Genomic DNA, 15,611 nt, shown 5'->3' with positions numbered 1-15,611 from the left:
ACCAACTCCTCGAACCTTATGGACACTTCAGCGGAGCATGCCGCTGCCGTAGCCCTTCAGGTTGGCTTTCTTCATCAGGGATTCGTACTGGTGCGAAACGAGGTGCGATTGTACTTGCGACATGAAGTCCATCACAACCACTACCACGATCAGCAACGAGGTCCCGCCAAGGTAGAACGGTACGTTGGCCGCCACCACCAGGAACTGGGGCAACAAGCATACGGCCGTCATGTACAGAGCACCGAACATGGTCAAGCGAGTCAGAACGCCATCGATATAGCGCGCGGACTGCTCACCGGGACGGATACCCGGAATAAAGGCACCGGACTTCTTCAGGTTTTCCGCTACGTCTTTCGGGTTGAACATCAGCGCTGTGTAGAAGAAGCAGAAGAAAATAATCCCTGCACTAAACAGCAAAATGTTCAACGGCTGACCAGGAGCGATAGCCTGCGAAATATCCTGCAGCCAGCCCATACCTTCGGACTGACCAAACCAGGCACCCAGCGAGGCCGGGAATAACAGAAGGCTGCTGGCGAAAATGGCCGGGATTACGCCCGCCATGTTCACCTTCAACGGCAGGTGGCTGGTCTGCGCAGCAAAGACCTTGCGGCCCTGCTGACGCTTGGCGTAGTGCACCGCAATGCGACGCTGACCACGCTCAATGAACACCACAAAACCGATAATCGCTACTGCCAGCAAACCGATGGCGATGAGAGCGAAGATATTGATATCGCCCTGCCGAGCAGACTCGAAAGACTGCCCGATCGCCGACGGCAGACCGGCTACGATGCCCGCAAAAATCAGCATCGAAATACCGTTGCCAACACCGCGCTCGGTGATCTGCTCGCCTAACCACATCATGAACATCGCACCCGCCACGAAAGTGGTGACTGCAACGAAGTGGAAGCCGAAATCGACCGAGAACGCTACGCCCTGACTCGCCAGGCCAACGGACATGCCGATAGCTTGAACGAACGCCAGAACCAAGGTGCCGTAGCGGGTGTATTGACTGATCTTGCGACGACCAGCCTCACCTTCCTTCTTCAACTGCTCCAGCTGCGGGCTGACGGCGGTCATCAACTGCATGATGATCGATGCCGAAATGTACGGCATGATCCCCAGTGCAAAGATGCTCATCCGCTCCAGCGCGCCGCCGGAAAACATGTTGAACAAGCTAAGAATGGTCCCCTCATTCTGTCGGAACAGATCAGCTAGCCGATCCGGGTTAATGCCTGGAACTGGGATGTGCGCACCGATTCGATAGACGATGATCGCCATGAACAGAAAGCGCAGACGAGCCCAGAGCTCGGACAACCCGCCACCAGCCAGCGCAGAGAGAGCACCTTGCTTAGCCATTTATTCCTCGAACTTACCGCCAGCTGCTTCGATAGCCGCGCGCGCACCTTTGGTGGCGGCGATACCTTTAAGGGTGACCGCGCGAGTAATCTCACCGGACAGCATGACTTTCACACGCTGTACGTTTTGATTAATCAGGTTGGCATCCTTCAGCGCCTGCAGAGTAACTACGTCGCCTTCGATCTTGTTCAGCTCGGAAGTACGCACTTCTGCGCGATCCATAGCTTTCAAAGACACGAAACCGAACTTAGGAAGACGACGGTGCAGAGGCTGCTGGCCGCCTTCGAAACCCGGAGCAATAGTGCCACCGGAGCGGGAGGTTTGACCTTTGTGGCCGCGGCCACCGGTCTTGCCCAAACCACTACCGATACCACGGCCCGGACGATGCTTCTCACGACGGGAACCCGGCGCTGGACTCAGATCATTCAGGTACATGGATCAACCCTCCACACGGAGAAGGTAATAAGCCTTGTTGATCATGCCGCGGTTTTCCGGAGTATCCAGAACTTCGACGGTATGATTGATGCGACGCAGGCCGAGACCCTTGACGCAGGCTTTATGATTGGCCAGACGGCCATTGGTGCTCTTGATCAGAGTCACTTTGACAGTGTTAGCCATGGTTAGAGAATCTCCTCGACACTCTTGCCACGCTTGGCTGCAACCGAATCCGGAGACTGCATAGCCTTCAGACCTTTGAAAGTGGCATGAACCACGTTCACAGGGTTGGTAGAGCCGTAGCACTTGGCCAGAACGTTCTGAACACCAGCGACTTCCAGGACGGCACGCATGGCGCCACCAGCGATGATGCCGGTACCTTCGGAAGCAGGCTGCATGTACACCTTCGAAGCGCCGTGGGCGGACTTCATAGCGTACTGCAGAGTGGTGCCGTTCAGATCAACTTGGATCATGTTGCGACGAGCAGCTTCCATAGCCTTCTGGATAGCAGCCGGCACTTCACGAGACTTGCCGCGGCCGAAACCTACACGGCCCTTACCATCACCCACCACGGTCAACGCGGTGAAAGTGAAGATACGGCCGCCTTTGACGGTCTTGGCAACGCGGTTCACTTGAACCAGCTTCTCGATATAGCCTTCGTCGCGCTTTTGGTCGTTATTTGCCATAACTTAGAACTCCAGCCCGCCTTCACGAGCAGCATCAGCCAGCGCCTTGACGCGGCCGTGGTACTTGAAGCCAGAACGGTCGAATGCAACCTGAGTCACACCAGCGGCTTTCGCACGCTCGGCAACCAGCTCACCAACTTTCTTGGCCGCGTCGACGTTGCCAGTGGCGTTGTCACGCAGTGCTTTGTCCAAGGTAGAGGCGCTGGCCAGAACCTTGCTGCCGTCGGCCGAGATGACCTGGGCATAGATGTGCTGCGAAGAGCGATACACGCAGAGACGCACGGCTTCGAGCTCGTGCATTTTCAGGCGTGCTTTGCGAGCGCGACGCAGACGAGTAACTTTTTTGTCGGTCATTTCCTAGCCCCTTACTTCTTCTTGGCTTCTTTACGGCGGACGACTTCGTCAGCGTAACGAACACCTTTGCCCTTGTAAGGTTCAGGACGGCGGAAGTCACGAATCTCCGCGGCAACCTGACCAACCAGCTGCTTGTCGACACCCTTGATAAGGATCTCGGTCTGGTTCGGGGTTTCGGCCACAACGCCTTCCGGCAGCTGATAGTCGATAGGGTGAGAGAAGCCCAACGCCAGATTGAGTACCTGGCCCTTGGCCTGTGCCTTGTAACCAACACCGATCAGCTGGAGCTTGCGCTCGAAGCCTTGGCTTACGCCGATGACCATGTTGTTAACCAGTGCACGGGTAGTACCAGCCATCGCACGAGTCTGCTGGTCGCCATTGCGAGCAGCGAAACGCAGCTCACCGGATTCCTGCAGAACTTCAACGGACGAGTGAACGTTCAGTTCCAGAGCGCCCTTGGCACCCTTCACCGAAAGCTGCTGACCGGCGAGTTTGATCTCTACACCAGCAGGCAGCTTGACGGGGTTCTTAGCAACGCGAGACATGCTTATCCCCCCCTTAGAACACAGTGCAAAGCACTTCGCCGCCGACACCGGCAGCGCGCGCAGCGCGGTCCGTCATCACACCTTTGTTGGTGGAGACGATGGAAACACCGAGACCGCCGCGAACTTTCGGCAGATCATCGACGGATTTGTACTGGCGAAGGCCTGGACGGCTGACGCGCTTGACTTCTTCGATGACCGGACGGCCTTCGAAGTACTTCAGCTCGATGGACAGCTGCGGCTTTGCTTCGCCGCTAATCTGATAATCCGCAACATAGCCTTCGTCTTTGAGAACTTTGGCTACAGCCACCTTCAGGGTAGAAGAAGGCATGCTTACGACGGACTTTTCAGCCATCTGGGCATTACGGATACGAGTTAGCATGTCCGCTAACGGGTCCTGCATACTCATGGGCTAGACGCTCCTGATACAAAAAGAATTAGCCTCTCGGCTAAGAATCACCAGAACTCACGGAAATCCGGGCTCAGGCGAGCCGGGCATTCTAGAGACTGATCAAAAATGAATCAAGCCCCAAAAGGGGCTTGATTCATATTGCTTGTCTGCCGAAGCGAACTCCGGCAGTTGCCGCAGCGGTTTACCAGCTGGCTTTAACCAGACCTGGTACGTCGCCACGCATGGCTGCTTCACGCAGCTTGATGCGCGACAGACCGAACTTGCGGAAGACACCGTGCGGGCGGCCGGTAATACGGCAGCGGTTGCGCAGGCGCGAGGCGCTGGCATCACGGGGTTGCTTCTGCAGGGCGACCTGGGCTTCCCAGCGCGCTTCCGGAGAGGTTTCCGGATTGACGATGGTAGCTTTCAGCTCAGCACGCTTCTTGGCGTACTTGGCAACCGTGCGCTGACGCTTCAGCTCGCGGTTTTTCATGCTCGTCTTGGCCATGTCCTACTCCAATCAGTTACGGAACGGGAATTTGAAAGCACGCAGCAGCGCGCGACCTTCGTCATCCGAACGGGCAGTAGTAGTCAGAGTAATGTCCAGACCACGCAGCGCATCGATCTTGTCGTAATCGATTTCCGGGAAGATGATCTGCTCTTTCACGCCCATGCTGTAGTTACCACGACCATCAAAGGACTTGGCATTCAGGCCGCGGAAGTCACGCACGCGCGGCAGGGAGATGGACAACAGACGATCCAGGAACTCGTACATACGCTCGCGACGCAGAGTGACCTTGACGCCGATCGGCCAACCTTCACGAACCTTGAAACCAGCGATCGATTTGCGGGCATAAGTCACGACGACTTTTTGACCGGTGATCTTCTCGAGGTCGGCAACTGCGTTTTCGATGATTTTCTTGTCACCGATCGCTTCGCCCAGGCCCATGTTCAGGGTGATCTTGGTGATGCGCGGAACTTCCATCACGTTACCCAGCTTCAGTTCATCCTTCAGCTTGGGGGCGATTTCCTTCCGGTAAATCTCTTTTAGTCGTGCCATGGTGTTTTACCTATGATTCTCAAGCGCCAACCGGCTTCTGGGTGGACTTGAAGACACGAATTTTCTTGCCGTCTTCGACTTTGAAACCAACGCGGTCAGCCTTGTTGGTTTCGCCGTTGAAAATGGCAACGTTGGAAGCGTGCAGTGGCGCTTCTTTCTCGACGATACCGCCTTGAACGCCCGACATCGGGTTCGGCTTGGTATGACGCTTCACCAGGTTGATACCACCAACGACCAGACGGTCGTCAGCGAGAACCTTGAGCACCTTACCGCGCTTACCTTTGTCTTTACCGGCGATCACGATGATCTCGTCGTCACGACGAATCTTTTGCATGTCGGATCTCCTTAAAGCACTTCAGGGGCGAGCGAGACGATCTTCATGAACTTCTCAGTACGAAGTTCACGGGTCACTGGCCCGAAGATACGGGTACCGATCGGCTCTTGCTTGTTGTTCAGCAGAACAGCAGCGTTGCCGTCGAAGCGGATGATCGAACCGTCGGCACGGCGAACGCCGTGACGGGTACGAACGACCACTGCGGTCATGACCTGACCTTTCTTCACTTTGCCGCGCGGAATTGCTTCCTTGACGGTGACCTTGATGATGTCGCCGATGCCAGCGTAGCGGCGATGCGAGCCACCCAGCACCTTGATGCACATGACGCGGCGTGCACCACTGTTGTCGGCCACATCGAGCATGGATTGAGTCTGAATCATATAATTTCTCCGACCCTTAGCCCTTAGACTTCCACTGCGCGTTCGAGAACTTCAACCAGTGCCCAAGACTTGGTCTTGGCCAGCGGACGCGTTTCGGTAATCGAAACTTTGTCGCCGATCTTGCACTGATTGGTTTCGTCGTGCGCGTGCAGCTTGGTCGAACGCTTGACATATTTACCGTAGATCGGGTGCTTAACGCGACGCTCGATCAGTACGGTGATGGTCTTGTCCATCTTGTCGCTGACAACACGGCCGGTCAGCGTACGGACTGTTTTTTCGGCTTCAGCCATGATCACTTACCTGCCTGCTGGTTGAGCACAGTTTTCACACGAGCGATGTCGCGCTTAACTTGCGAGAGCAGGTGAGACTGCCCCAACTGGCCAGTTGCTTTCTGCATACGCAGATTGAACTGGTCGCGCAGCAGGCCGAGCAGTTGCTCGTTCAGCTGCTGTGCTGATTTTTCACGAAGTTCATTCGCTTTCATCACATCACCGTCCGCTTAACAAAAGTGGTGGCGAGCGGCAGCTTTGCAGCAGCCAGGGCGAAAGCCTCACGCGCCAACTCTTCGGAAACGCCTTCGATCTCATACAGGACTTTGCCTGGCTGGATCTGGGCTACCCAATACTCAACGCTACCCTTCCCTTTACCCATCCGCACTTCGAGAGGCTTCTTGGTAACAGGCTTGTCCGGGAACACGCGAATCCAGATTTTCCCGCCACGTTTTACGTGACGAGTCAGAGCACGACGAGCGGACTCGATCTGGCGGGCGGTGAGACGACCGCGGGCGACAGACTTCAGCGCGAATTCGCCGAAGCTGACTTTGCTACCGCGCTGAGCCAGACCACGATTGTGGCCGGTCATCTGCTTGCGGAACTTCGTACGCTTTGGTTGCAACATTTGGCGTACCCCTTACTTAGCAGCTTTTTTACGAGGCGCAGGTGCTTGCGGTTTCAGTTCTTCTTTGAGGCCACCGATGACCTCACCTTTGAAGATCCAAACCTTGACACCGATCACACCATAAGTGGTGTGCGCTTCGTACGTGGCATAGTCGATATCGGCACGCAGGGTGTGCAACGGCACACGACCTTCGCGATACCATTCGGTACGTGCGATTTCAGCACCACCGAGACGACCGCTCACTTGGATTTTGATGCCCTTGGCACCAATACGCATGGCGTTCTGTACAGCGCGCTTCATAGCGCGACGGAACATCACACGACGCTCCAGCTGCTGAGCTACGCTCTGCGCAACCAGCATACCGTCGAGCTCCGGCTTGCGGATCTCTTCGATATTGATGTGCACAGGCACACCCATTTGCTTGGTCAGGTCCTGACGCAGCTTCTCAACATCTTCACCTTTCTTCCCGATAACGATACCTGGACGAGCGGTGTGGATGGTGATGCGTGCGGTTTGGGCCGGGCGAGCAATGTCGACACGGCTTACGGACGCGCTTTTTAGTTTGTCGAGGAGATACTCACGCACCTTCAGATCAGCGAACAGATAGTCCGCATAAGTCCGGCCGTCTGCGTACCAGACGGAGGTGTGTTCCTTGACGATTCCCAGGCGAATGCCAGTGGGATGTACTTTCTGACCCATCTGATCGACTCCGTTACTTGTCGGCAACCTTGACAGTGATATGGCAAGACCGCTTGACGATGCGATCAGCGCGGCCTTTGGCACGCGGCATGATGCGCTTAAGCGAACGCCCCTCGTTGACGAAAACGGTGCTGACCTTCAGGTCATCAACGTCTGCGCCTTCGTTGTGCTCGGCGTTGGCTACAGCCGACTCCAGCACTTTCTTGATGATTTCCGCGGCTTTCTTACTGCTAAAAGCCAACAGGTTGAGCGCTTCGCCCACCTTCTTCCCGCGGATCTGGTCGGCGACCAAGCGGGCTTTCTGGGCGGAGATGCGAGCGCCCGACAACTTAGCGGCTACTTCCATTTCCTAACCCCTTAACGCTTGGCTTTCTTGTCAGCCACGTGCCCACGATAGGTACGGGTGCCGGCAAATTCGCCCAGTTTGTGGCCGACCATGTCTTCGTTCACCAGAACGGGGACGTGTTGACGACCGTTATGCACGGCGATGGTCAGACCGACCATCTGCGGCAGAATCATCGAACGGCGCGACCAGGTTTTCACCGGCTTGCGATCGTTCTTTTCTGCTGCCACTTCGACCTTCTTCAGTAGGTGAAGATCGATAAAAGGACCTTTTTTCAGAGAACGTGGCACTGTCGTATCCCTCTAGTTACTTGCGACGACGGACGATCATGTTGTCGGTGCGTTTGTTACCACGAGTCTTCGCGCCCTTAGTCGGGAAGCCCCATGGAGACACCGGATGACGACCACCAGAGGTACGACCTTCACCACCACCGTGTGGGTGGTCGACCGGGTTCATGGCAACACCACGAACGGTCGGGCGAACGCCACGCCAGCGTTTGGCACCAGCTTTACCCAGCGAACGCAGGCTGTGCTCGGAGTTCGAGACTTCACCCAGGGTCGCGCGGCATTCGGCCAGCACTTTACGCATTTCACCGCTGCGCAGACGCAGGGTGACGTAGACGCCTTCACGAGCGATCAGCTGAGCCGAGGCACCAGCGGAACGAGCGATTTGAGCACCCTTGCCCGGCTTCAGCTCGATACCGTGAACGGTCGAACCTACCGGAATGTTACGCAGCGGCAGGCTGTTGCCGGCCTTGATCGGCGCCATCGAACCTGCGACCAGCTGATCGCCGGCGCTCACACCTTTCGGCGCAATAATGTAACGACGCTCACCATCTGCATACATCAGCAGAGCGATGTGCGCAGTACGGTTAGGGTCATATTCCACACGCTCGACAGTGGCAGGAATGCCATCTTTGTCGTTGCGACGGAAATCGACCAGACGATAATGCTGCTTGTGACCACCACCGATATGACGGGTAGTGATACGGCCGTTGTTGTTACGACCGCCAGTCTTCGACTTCTTCTCGAGCAGTGGAGCATGAGGAGCGCCTTTGTGCAGCTCCTTATTGACCACCTTGACCACAAAACGGCGGCCCGCGGAAGTCGGTTTGCATTTAACGATTGCCATGATGCACCCCTTCCTTACTCAGCACTGCTGGTGGCGAAATCGAGATCCTGGCCTGGCTGAAGGGAGATGATCGCCTTCTTCCAGTCGTTACGCTTGCCCAGACCGCGAGCGGTGCGCTTGCTCTTACCGAGTACATTCACGGTATTAACAGCAGCAACATTCACGTTGAACAGGCTTTCGACGGCCTTCTTGATTTCCAGCTTGGTTGCGTCAGTTGCAACCTTGAAAACGAACTGGCTTTTCTTGTCAGCCAGAACCGTGGCCTTCTCGGAGACGTGCGGGCCAAGCAGCACTTTAAATACGCGTTCCTGGTTCATCCCAGCAGCTCCTCGAATTTCTTCACGGCAGAAACGGTGACCAGCACCTTTTCATACGCGATCAGACTGACCGGATCGGAACCCTGTACGTCACGAACATCGACGTGCGGCAGGTTGCGAGCAGCCAGGTACAGATTTTGATCGACAGCGTCAGACACGATCAGAACGTCGGTCAGACCCATGTCATTCAGCTTGCCCAGCAGTTCTTTGGTTTTCGGAGCTTCGACAGCGAAGTCTTCAACCACTACCAGACGGTCAGTACGGACCAGCTCAGCAAGAATCGAACGGATCGCAGCGCGATACATCTTCTTGTTCAGCTTCTGATCATGATTTTGCGGACGAGCTGCGAAAGTCACACCACCGCCACGCCAGATCGGACCACGAGTGGTACCAGCACGTGCGCGGCCAGTACCCTTCTGACGCCACGGGCGCTTACCGCCACCGGATACGTCGGAACGAGTCTTCTGCTGCTTGCTGCCTTGACGGCCGCCGGCCATGTAGGCCACAACTGCTTGGTGAACCAGGGTCTCGTTGTAGTCACCACCGAAAGTCGCATCGGACACTTCGATAGCTTGAGCGCCATTTACATTTAATTGCATGTCAGCTTCCCCTTAACCGCGAGCCTTGGCCGCTGGACGCACAACCAAGTTGCCGCCAGTAGCGCCAGGAACAGCGCCCTTGACCAGCAGCAGGTTGCGTTCAGCATCGACGCGCACTACTTCCAGGGACTGCACAGTCACGCGCTCAGCACCCATGTGACCGGACATTTTCTTGCCCTTGAAGACACGACCCGGCGTCTGGCACTGGCCAATCGAACCCGGAACGCGGTGGGACACGGAGTTACCGTGCGTGTTGTCTTGGCCGCGGAAGTTCCAACGCTTGATGGTACCGGCAAAGCCTTTACCTTTGGACTGACCGGTCACGTCGACCAGTTGACCAGCTTGGAAGATTTCAGCGTTGATCAGATCGCCAGCCTGGTAGTCGCCTTCTTCAAGACGGAATTCCAGAACAGTACGACCTGCCGCGACGTTCGCCTTAGCGAAGTGACCGGCCTGAGCCTTGCTGACACGAGAAACGCGGCGCTCGCCGACAGTGACTTGCACTGCGCGATAGCCATCGGACTCTTCAGTTTTAAACTGGGTGACGCGATTCGGCTCGATCTCAATGACCGTAACCGGAATGGAGACACCTTCTTCGGTGAAAATACGGGTCATACCCGCCTTTCGACCGACTACACCAATAGTCATGTTGTAACCTCATGAGTGTACGGGGCTTTCACCCGCTATGGCCGCCCATTTCAGAGCGTTACACGACTAAAACCAACCGGTTTTAGCCGAGGCTGATCTGCACTTCCACGCCAGCCGCAAGATCAAGCTTCATAAGAGCATCAACGGTTTTATCCGTTGGCTGGACGATGTCCAGTACGCGCTTATGAGTGCGGATTTCGAACTGATCGCGCGCGTCTTTGTTGACGTGTGGCGAAGTCAGAACAGTAAACCGCTCTTTGCGAGTTGGCAGAGGAATCGGACCACGCACCTGAGCACCAGTACGTTTCGCGGTTTCCACGATTTCCTGGGTTGATTGATCGATCAGGCGATGGTCAAAAGCCTTCAACCGTATACGGATTTGTTGGTTTTGCATTTTGACCTCAGATTCCAAGCTGCGAGTCCCAGTTAACAAGCGCATTACGCCCGTTAAAAGGAGGCGTGATTCTATAGACGACCCCAGACAGTGTCAACCCGGTCAGAAAATAACCAACAAAGATAGCGCCCATAAAAAAGCCCCCGCTTTCGCGGGGGCTTTTCTTAAATCAGACCAGACGATTACTCGACGATCTTGGCAACCACGCCAGCACCAACGGTACGACCACCTTCGCGAATTGCGAAGCGCAGGCCGTCTTCCATGGCGATCGGCTTGATCAGGGTGACAACCATTTTGATGTTGTCGCCCGGCATTACCATTTCAACGCCTTCCGGCAGTTCGCACGAACCGGTTACGTCGGTAGTACGGAAGTAGAACTGTGGACGGTAGCCTTTGAAGAACGGGGTGTGACGACCACCTTCTTCTTTGGACAGAACGTACACTTCAGCTTCGAACTTGGTGTGCGGCTTGATGGTGCCTGGCTTGGCCAGAACCTGACCACGCTCTACGTCGTCACGCTTGGTGCCGCGCAGCAGTACACCGCAGTTCTCGCCAGCACGACCTTCGTCGAGCAGTTTGCGGAACATCTCGACACCGGTACAGGTGGTCTTGGTGGTATCACGCAGACCAACGATCTCGATTTCTTCCTGGATCTTGACGATACCGCGCTCTACACGACCGGTCACAACAGTACCGCGGCCGGAGATCGAGAATACGTCTTCGATCGGCATCAGGAACGGACGGTCGATCGCACGAACTGGCTCTGGGATGTAGCTGTCCAGAGTCTCTACCAGGGTTTTCACCGCAGTAGTACCCATGCCGTTGTCGTCCTGGCCGTTCAGGGCCATCAGAGCAGAACCGATGATGATCGGCGTGTCGTCGCCTGGGAAATCGTAAGTGCTGAGCAGGTCACGCACCTCCATTTCCACCAGCTCCAGCAGCTCGGCGTCGTCAACCATGTCAGCCTTGTTCAGGAAGACAACGATGAACGGAACACCTACCTGACGAGACAGCAGGATGTGCTCGCGAGTCTGAGGCATCGGGCCGTCAGCAGCCGAGCAAACCAGGATAGCACCGTCCATCTGCGCAGCACCGGTGATCATGTTCTTCACATAGTCAGCGTGACCTGGGCAGTCAACGTGCGCGTAGTGACGTACGGCAGAGTCGTACTCAACGTGCGCAGTATTGATGGTGATACCACGAGCCTTCTCTTCCGGCGCGCTATCGATCTTGTCGAAGTCGACCTTGGCCGAACCGAATACTTCGGAGCAAACACGGGTCAGAGCAGCGGTCAGAGTGGTTTTACCGTGGTCAACGTGACCGATGGTGCCAACGTTGACGTGCGGTTTGTTACGTTCAAATTTTTCTTTAGCCATTTTGACCGTCTCCGAACGAAGAATTCAGCGAGTGATACCGCCATTAAAACAAAGGCAGATACTTGCATATCTGCCTTTATTAAATGGAGCTCATGAGCGGATTCGAACCGCTGACCTCACCCTTACCAAGGGTGTGCTCTACCAACTGAGCTACATGAGCCAAACGCATTGCACGAACAAAAGCTGGAGCGGGCAGCGGGAATCGAACCCGCATCATCAGCTTGGAAGGCTGAGGTTCTACCACTGAACTATGCCCGCGGAGCATTCAGCTCACGCTTAAATCTGGTGGAGGGAGAAGGATTCGAACCTTCGAAGTCGATGACGTCAGATTTACAGTCTGATCCCTTTGGCCGCTCGGGAATCCCTCCATAAGGAGGCGGCATTCTCAATATCTGCCACCCTACTGTCAAGCACTTTCTCATTTAAAAACCTGAGCTTAGCAACACTGACAGCAACTTCGCATACACACCGGTTAGGCGTCCACCCTGCGAAGCGGGCGCCATTCTATGCATTCTATCCGGGGCTTGCAACCCCTTCGCACGGCATTAATTGATGTTGTAAACCTTTGAAGTCCAAAGACAAACGCTCCAGCAACGAATCATCGACCAAACGCCGACTTTGCGGCGCTATCCGCACCCAATGACTGCGGTTAGCTCGCGCCAAGTCACGCAGCAACGGCTCGTAGCCAGCCCTGCGCAACCGGGATATCACGCTATCCGCCGAATCGCGACGCGGAAAGATTCCCAGAGAAATACCGTTAGCCAAATCGCCCTGGCTGATGATGTAGCTGTCGATCTTGCGAGCTTGAAGCTCGCGAAGCTGCCTCAGCGACGCCTGGCGCGACGCAAGCGGAGGCAGGTAGACCCAGTAATCCACCGCACCCGCCGCCTCGACAACCTGTGTTTGCGAACTGATATCCAGGCTAAGCAAGCGCTGCTCGACCTGCTCTGCCTCGGCAATCTCCTCAAAGCTGCCCAGGAACAAACATACCGCCTCCTCAGGTTGAGGCTCCTTCATCACTGAAGCACGGCGCTGCTGCGGCTCGGACTCGCTGAGCAGTTGAATGTCGCGCCGACTTTCTTGGTAGAGCGATAGCGGCGCAATTTCCCTGACATGCATCGGCGCTTGTTGCTGGTGCCAGACGTAGTAGAAGGCGTTGAGCACAATCAACAGCATAAAGATCCAGCGCATACCTATTCCTCCGTCAGCGGACAGGCGATCGCCAGGCCAACAAAAACCAGATCAGGAACGATGCGAGCAGCAGGCACCCACTCTGCCGCCAGCGCGGCATCACCACCAGTAAGGAACACCAGCACGTCGTCACCACACTGCTGTCGAGCCAAATCCAGCTGGGTACTAACAAAGCCACGCAGCATCAGTAGACAGCCGCGCTCCACTGCCTCAGCGGTAGAGCGACCCGGCACCAGACTTTGTTGCGCCTGCTCGGCGACCGCATCGTCATAGCGTATACGCCGGGTATGCGTACGCAGCTGGCTGCGCATCAGCGGCATACCCGGGCAAATGAAACCACCGAGATGGGCGCCGGCAGCATCAATAAAGTCGGAGGTGATGGCAGTGCCCAGATCGAGCACCAGACAAGCACGACCTACCAGGCTGTAAGCACCGACAACTGCAAGCCAGCGATCAAGTCCTAATCGCTGATAATCATCGTAGCCATTGCTAACCCCAGCCAATGCGCGGGCAGGTGCCGCAATCATGCAGTCGATGGCAAAACGCGTTTTCAACGCGTCCGTTAAAAGCTTTGTCTCATCTTCACTACGTACACTGACGAGACGGCAGGTAAACAGTTCGCCAGGGAAACGCGCAGCCAGATCCTCAATAAGCTGCTCATTGCTGCTGGCCACACCACCAGCAATGGCTTGTTGCACCACCGCATGGCGCGGCATAAGACGCCACTTGATAAAACTATTGCCGCAATCAAGCTCGAGAATCATCACGCAACCTCAGACTGAGCTCACCGCCGCTGAACACATGCTCAACACCATCAACATCAAGACGCAGCGCGCCCGTGTCTTCCACACCCAATACCCGACCTTCGACCGACTGAACGCCCGCTGCAAGGGACACTGCACGCCCTTGCCACAAATGATTGGCTTCCCACTCACTACGGAGGGCCGCGAAACCATTGCGCCCATGTAAATCCAGATAGCGTTGCAGCTGTTGATTGAGCCGATCGACAAAGCGATTGCGGTCGACCTGCTCGCCCAACACCTGCCGAATAGATGTCCAGGGCTGGTCGATAACGTCGCCAGGTACATTGCGCATATTGATGTTGACTCCGACACCAATGACCACATGGCAGACGTCTGCCGGGTCGCCAGACAACTCCAGCAGTATCCCGGCAACCTTACGGCCGTTAACCAGGAGATCATTGGGCCATTTCAGGCCGACGTCGTTAACACCGGCATCTCGAATCGCATGCAGTAACGCAAGGCCGACGACCAGGCTCAGGCCTTCGATTTGACGCATGCCGCCCGTGATGCGCAGCACCAAGCTGTAATAGAGATTTTCACCGAAAGGACTGACCCAGCTGCGGCCACGCCGCCCGCGCCCTGCAGTCTGCTGCTCGGCAATAATAAGAAAAGGTGGCTTAGCTCCGGTCGCGAGCTGACGCAGGGATTCCGCATTAGTGGAATCCACCTGCTGCAGCAGTGTCACAGGCCATGCCCCAGCACCAGCCAGTAACTCGCTCGATAGCAGAGACAGTGGCGCCTCGAGGCGATAACCACGCCCCCGCACTTTGTGGATGGAGAGATCGAACTCAGCCTCCAGCGCTTGCAGCCGCTTCCAGATTGCCGCGCGGCTTACACCAATCGCCGCCCCCAGCTCTTCGCCCGAGTGGAACTGGCCATCTTGTAAAAGTCGCAATAAAGGCTTCATGCAGAACCCGCTGTGCAATAAGGAGCGCATGATAACGATGCGATACATCGCTGCCTACAGAACTCAAAGACGCAAGTGTCAGTGAAAGCGATGAACGCAAGGCGTACCATCATGCCAACGCCATCACCGGCGCTGTTTAACTGCTTCTATAACTCGCAGAGTCCGCGCCCCAGAGAACTCAAATCCTTGCCCCGGGTTACGCCTCCGGCTAACTCAGGCTATAAAACCTCCACGCTCGCGTAGGGTGGAAGACGCTCCACCCTTCTACTACAAGATCGCCACTGCCCCCACCTGCGCGTGCTGCGTAGCCTGGGTCGAGCGAAGCGACATCCGGGAAACCATCGAAGCCTACGCACCGCACTGAACAGCGCATTTACGAGGCTATTGCGTGCGCCCACGGCCCCGCCTTTCTTTTCCCTGGCTGCTGACCTGCTTTTTCGCCGCCACAAAGACGAAACCCCAGACCTCTGTCGAGATCTGGGGTTTCTAGTAGAAGCTTGACGATGACCTACTCTCACATGGGGAAACCCCACACTACCATCGGCGATGCATCGTTTCACTACTGAGTTCGGGATGGGATCAGGTGGTTCCAACGCTCTATGGTCGTCAAGCAATCCGGTTGGGGAGTCGGTTTTTAGGTCGCTTCCCCGAATTGGGTATGTGATATCAGTTGGTGTTGCGTGTTCTTTTTACAAATTTTCGGCATTACTGTCGACTTCTACCGTCTAACAGCCAAATTGTTTGGGTGTTATATGGTCAAGCCTCACG

At 55.9% G+C, this 15,611-nt stretch carries 26 protein-coding genes, 3 tRNA genes and 1 rRNA gene; all 30 read right to left on the bottom strand.

The features are described 5' to 3' along the window. Positions 1-27: 27 nt before the first annotated feature. Positions 28-1,356, bottom strand: coding sequence for a preprotein translocase subunit SecY (secY, locus tag BLS60_RS18420; RefSeq protein WP_013789771.1), 1,329 nt, complete (start codon positions 1,354-1,356; stop codon positions 28-30). Beyond that, the gene (rplO, locus tag BLS60_RS18415) at positions 1,357-1,791 is read right to left on the bottom strand and encodes a 50S ribosomal protein L15 (protein WP_013789770.1); all 435 of its coding nucleotides are present in this window, start codon (positions 1,789-1,791) and stop codon (positions 1,357-1,359) included. A 3-nt stretch (positions 1,792-1,794) separates the two neighbouring features. After that, positions 1,795-1,974, bottom strand: a complete 180-nt coding sequence (gene rpmD, locus BLS60_RS18410; RefSeq protein ID WP_013789769.1) for a 50S ribosomal protein L30 — start codon at positions 1,972-1,974, stop codon at positions 1,795-1,797. Between the two features lie 2 nt (positions 1,975-1,976). Next, entirely contained in the window at positions 1,977-2,477 is a 501-nt protein-coding gene (gene rpsE / locus BLS60_RS18405) for a 30S ribosomal protein S5 (protein WP_013789768.1), read from the bottom strand. A 3-nt stretch (positions 2,478-2,480) separates the two neighbouring features. Continuing rightward, positions 2,481-2,831: a 50S ribosomal protein L18 gene (gene rplR / locus BLS60_RS18400; protein ID WP_070882617.1), complete on the bottom strand. Its 351-nt coding sequence runs from the start codon at positions 2,829-2,831 to the stop codon at positions 2,481-2,483. A gap of 11 nt (positions 2,832-2,842) precedes the next feature. Next, on the bottom strand, positions 2,843-3,376 hold the full coding sequence (rplF, locus tag BLS60_RS18395; RefSeq protein WP_070882616.1) for a 50S ribosomal protein L6: 534 nt from the start codon (positions 3,374-3,376) through the stop codon (positions 2,843-2,845). Positions 3,377-3,389: 13 nt separating this feature from the next. Further along, the gene (gene rpsH, locus BLS60_RS18390) at positions 3,390-3,782 is read right to left on the bottom strand and encodes a 30S ribosomal protein S8 (protein WP_070882615.1); all 393 of its coding nucleotides are present in this window, start codon (positions 3,780-3,782) and stop codon (positions 3,390-3,392) included. A gap of 184 nt (positions 3,783-3,966) precedes the next feature. After that, positions 3,967-4,272 (bottom strand): 30S ribosomal protein S14, encoded by a 306-nt coding sequence (gene rpsN / locus BLS60_RS18385; RefSeq protein WP_042552936.1) that lies wholly within the window; start codon positions 4,270-4,272, stop codon positions 3,967-3,969. A gap of 12 nt (positions 4,273-4,284) precedes the next feature. Next, positions 4,285-4,824, bottom strand: coding sequence for a 50S ribosomal protein L5 (gene rplE / locus BLS60_RS18380; protein ID WP_070882614.1), 540 nt, complete (start codon positions 4,822-4,824; stop codon positions 4,285-4,287). A 19-nt stretch (positions 4,825-4,843) separates the two neighbouring features. Next, positions 4,844-5,158: a 50S ribosomal protein L24 gene (rplX, locus tag BLS60_RS18375; protein ID WP_042552938.1), complete on the bottom strand. Its 315-nt coding sequence runs from the start codon at positions 5,156-5,158 to the stop codon at positions 4,844-4,846. A gap of 11 nt (positions 5,159-5,169) precedes the next feature. Next, positions 5,170-5,538, bottom strand: a complete 369-nt coding sequence (rplN, locus tag BLS60_RS18370) for a 50S ribosomal protein L14 (RefSeq protein ID WP_002555479.1) — start codon at positions 5,536-5,538, stop codon at positions 5,170-5,172. A gap of 23 nt (positions 5,539-5,561) precedes the next feature. Next, on the bottom strand, positions 5,562-5,828 hold the full coding sequence (gene rpsQ, locus BLS60_RS18365) for a 30S ribosomal protein S17 (protein WP_023534981.1): 267 nt from the start codon (positions 5,826-5,828) through the stop codon (positions 5,562-5,564). Between the two features lie 2 nt (positions 5,829-5,830). Then, entirely contained in the window at positions 5,831-6,022 is a 192-nt protein-coding gene (rpmC, locus tag BLS60_RS18360) for a 50S ribosomal protein L29 (RefSeq protein WP_002555481.1), read from the bottom strand. Next, positions 6,022-6,435: a 50S ribosomal protein L16 gene (gene rplP / locus BLS60_RS18355; protein ID WP_042552939.1), complete on the bottom strand. Its 414-nt coding sequence runs from the start codon at positions 6,433-6,435 to the stop codon at positions 6,022-6,024. The genes rpmC and rplP overlap by 1 nt, the downstream gene beginning before the upstream one ends. A 12-nt stretch (positions 6,436-6,447) precedes the next feature. Beyond that, entirely contained in the window at positions 6,448-7,134 is a 687-nt protein-coding gene (rpsC, locus tag BLS60_RS18350) for a 30S ribosomal protein S3 (protein WP_070882613.1), read from the bottom strand. A gap of 13 nt (positions 7,135-7,147) precedes the next feature. Then, positions 7,148-7,480 (bottom strand): 50S ribosomal protein L22, encoded by a 333-nt coding sequence (rplV, locus tag BLS60_RS18345; protein WP_003210077.1) that lies wholly within the window; start codon positions 7,478-7,480, stop codon positions 7,148-7,150. 11 nt (positions 7,481-7,491) lie between these two features. Next, the gene (gene rpsS, locus BLS60_RS18340) at positions 7,492-7,767 is read right to left on the bottom strand and encodes a 30S ribosomal protein S19 (protein ID WP_013789761.1); all 276 of its coding nucleotides are present in this window, start codon (positions 7,765-7,767) and stop codon (positions 7,492-7,494) included. Between the two features lie 16 nt (positions 7,768-7,783). Then, positions 7,784-8,608 (bottom strand): 50S ribosomal protein L2, encoded by an 825-nt coding sequence (gene rplB / locus BLS60_RS18335; RefSeq protein ID WP_070882612.1) that lies wholly within the window; start codon positions 8,606-8,608, stop codon positions 7,784-7,786. A gap of 14 nt (positions 8,609-8,622) precedes the next feature. Continuing rightward, positions 8,623-8,925 (bottom strand): 50S ribosomal protein L23, encoded by a 303-nt coding sequence (gene rplW, locus BLS60_RS18330; protein ID WP_070882611.1) that lies wholly within the window; start codon positions 8,923-8,925, stop codon positions 8,623-8,625. Continuing rightward, positions 8,922-9,524 carry a 50S ribosomal protein L4 gene (gene rplD, locus BLS60_RS18325; protein ID WP_070882610.1) on the bottom strand — a complete coding sequence of 201 codons (603 nt, stop codon included), beginning with the start codon at positions 9,522-9,524 and terminating at the stop codon, positions 8,922-8,924. Before rplD ends, rplW begins: the two co-directional genes overlap by 4 nt. A 12-nt stretch (positions 9,525-9,536) precedes the next feature. After that, positions 9,537-10,172, bottom strand: coding sequence for a 50S ribosomal protein L3 (gene rplC, locus BLS60_RS18320; RefSeq protein WP_070882609.1), 636 nt, complete (start codon positions 10,170-10,172; stop codon positions 9,537-9,539). Between the two features lie 82 nt (positions 10,173-10,254). Further along, on the bottom strand, positions 10,255-10,566 hold the full coding sequence (gene rpsJ, locus BLS60_RS18315; protein WP_010486970.1) for a 30S ribosomal protein S10: 312 nt from the start codon (positions 10,564-10,566) through the stop codon (positions 10,255-10,257). A 182-nt stretch (positions 10,567-10,748) separates the two neighbouring features. Next, positions 10,749-11,942, bottom strand: coding sequence for an elongation factor Tu (gene tuf / locus BLS60_RS18310; protein ID WP_070882600.1), 1,194 nt, complete (start codon positions 11,940-11,942; stop codon positions 10,749-10,751). 84 nt (positions 11,943-12,026) lie between these two features. After that, a tRNA-Thr gene (locus BLS60_RS18305) sits at positions 12,027-12,102 on the bottom strand. 24 nt (positions 12,103-12,126) lie between these two features. Next, positions 12,127-12,200, bottom strand: a tRNA-Gly gene (locus BLS60_RS18300). A 25-nt stretch (positions 12,201-12,225) separates the two neighbouring features. Then, a tRNA-Tyr gene (locus BLS60_RS18295) sits at positions 12,226-12,310 on the bottom strand. Positions 12,311-12,455: 145 nt separating this feature from the next. Beyond that, positions 12,456-13,133 carry an SPOR domain-containing protein gene (locus BLS60_RS18290; protein ID WP_092370954.1) on the bottom strand — a complete coding sequence of 226 codons (678 nt, stop codon included), beginning with the start codon at positions 13,131-13,133 and terminating at the stop codon, positions 12,456-12,458. A 2-nt stretch (positions 13,134-13,135) separates the two neighbouring features. Further along, positions 13,136-13,897, bottom strand: a complete 762-nt coding sequence (locus BLS60_RS18285) for a pantothenate kinase (RefSeq protein ID WP_092370951.1) — start codon at positions 13,895-13,897, stop codon at positions 13,136-13,138. Further along, entirely contained in the window at positions 13,881-14,843 is a 963-nt protein-coding gene (gene birA, locus BLS60_RS18280; RefSeq protein WP_092371353.1) for a bifunctional biotin--[acetyl-CoA-carboxylase] ligase/biotin operon repressor BirA, read from the bottom strand. The genes BLS60_RS18285 and birA overlap by 17 nt, the downstream gene beginning before the upstream one ends. A 495-nt stretch (positions 14,844-15,338) precedes the next feature. Then, positions 15,339-15,454: ribosomal RNA gene (rrf, locus tag BLS60_RS18275) — 5S ribosomal RNA — on the bottom strand. Positions 15,455-15,611: the final 157 nt, after the last annotated feature.

Source organism: Phytopseudomonas seleniipraecipitans (assembly GCF_900102335.1).
Lineage (GTDB): Bacteria > Pseudomonadota > Gammaproteobacteria > Pseudomonadales > Pseudomonadaceae > Aquipseudomonas > Aquipseudomonas seleniipraecipitans.
This window is presented reverse-complemented; position numbering and strand designations above follow the sequence as displayed.

Excerpts from the sequence above, each read along its gene's own strand:
- secY (WP_013789771.1), bottom strand. The coding sequence starts at position 1,356 with ATGGCTAAGCAAGGTGCTCTCTCTGCGCTGGCTGGTGGCGGGTTGTCC.
- rplO (WP_013789770.1), bottom strand. The coding sequence starts at position 1,791 with ATGTACCTGAATGATCTGAGTCCAGCGCCGGGTTCCCGTCGTGAGAAG.
- rpmD (WP_013789769.1), bottom strand. The coding sequence starts at position 1,974 with ATGGCTAACACTGTCAAAGTGACTCTGATCAAGAGCACCAATGGCCGT.
- rpsE (WP_013789768.1), bottom strand. The coding sequence starts at position 2,477 with ATGGCAAATAACGACCAAAAGCGCGACGAAGGCTATATCGAGAAGCTG.
- rplR (WP_070882617.1), bottom strand. The coding sequence starts at position 2,831 with ATGACCGACAAAAAAGTTACTCGTCTGCGTCGCGCTCGCAAAGCACGC.
- rplF (WP_070882616.1), bottom strand. The coding sequence starts at position 3,376 with ATGTCTCGCGTTGCTAAGAACCCCGTCAAGCTGCCTGCTGGTGTAGAG.
- rpsH (WP_070882615.1), bottom strand. The coding sequence starts at position 3,782 with ATGAGTATGCAGGACCCGTTAGCGGACATGCTAACTCGTATCCGTAAT.
- rpsN (WP_042552936.1), bottom strand. The coding sequence starts at position 4,272 with ATGGCCAAGACGAGCATGAAAAACCGCGAGCTGAAGCGTCAGCGCACG.
- rplE (WP_070882614.1), bottom strand. The coding sequence starts at position 4,824 with ATGGCACGACTAAAAGAGATTTACCGGAAGGAAATCGCCCCCAAGCTG.
- rplX (WP_042552938.1), bottom strand. The coding sequence starts at position 5,158 with ATGCAAAAGATTCGTCGTGACGACGAGATCATCGTGATCGCCGGTAAA.
- rplN (WP_002555479.1), bottom strand. The coding sequence starts at position 5,538 with ATGATTCAGACTCAATCCATGCTCGATGTGGCCGACAACAGTGGTGCA.
- rpsQ (WP_023534981.1), bottom strand. The coding sequence starts at position 5,828 with ATGGCTGAAGCCGAAAAAACAGTCCGTACGCTGACCGGCCGTGTTGTC.
- rpmC (WP_002555481.1), bottom strand. The coding sequence starts at position 6,022 with ATGAAAGCGAATGAACTTCGTGAAAAATCAGCACAGCAGCTGAACGAG.
- rplP (WP_042552939.1), bottom strand. The coding sequence starts at position 6,435 with ATGTTGCAACCAAAGCGTACGAAGTTCCGCAAGCAGATGACCGGCCAC.
- rpsC (WP_070882613.1), bottom strand. The coding sequence starts at position 7,134 with ATGGGTCAGAAAGTACATCCCACTGGCATTCGCCTGGGAATCGTCAAG.
- rplV (WP_003210077.1), bottom strand. The coding sequence starts at position 7,480 with ATGGAAGTAGCCGCTAAGTTGTCGGGCGCTCGCATCTCCGCCCAGAAA.
- rplB (WP_070882612.1), bottom strand. The coding sequence starts at position 8,608 with ATGGCAATCGTTAAATGCAAACCGACTTCCGCGGGCCGCCGTTTTGTG.
- rplW (WP_070882611.1), bottom strand. The coding sequence starts at position 8,925 with ATGAACCAGGAACGCGTATTTAAAGTGCTGCTTGGCCCGCACGTCTCC.
- rplD (WP_070882610.1), bottom strand. The coding sequence starts at position 9,524 with ATGCAATTAAATGTAAATGGCGCTCAAGCTATCGAAGTGTCCGATGCG.
- rplC (WP_070882609.1), bottom strand. The coding sequence starts at position 10,172 with ATGACTATTGGTGTAGTCGGTCGAAAGGCGGGTATGACCCGTATTTTC.
- rpsJ (WP_010486970.1), bottom strand. The coding sequence starts at position 10,566 with ATGCAAAACCAACAAATCCGTATACGGTTGAAGGCTTTTGACCATCGC.
- tuf (WP_070882600.1), bottom strand. The coding sequence starts at position 11,942 with ATGGCTAAAGAAAAATTTGAACGTAACAAACCGCACGTCAACGTTGGC.
- BLS60_RS18290 (WP_092370954.1), bottom strand. The coding sequence starts at position 13,133 with ATGCGCTGGATCTTTATGCTGTTGATTGTGCTCAACGCCTTCTACTAC.
- BLS60_RS18285 (WP_092370951.1), bottom strand. The coding sequence starts at position 13,897 with ATGATTCTCGAGCTTGATTGCGGCAATAGTTTTATCAAGTGGCGTCTT.
- birA (WP_092371353.1), bottom strand. The coding sequence starts at position 14,843 with ATGAAGCCTTTATTGCGACTTTTACAAGATGGCCAGTTCCACTCGGGC.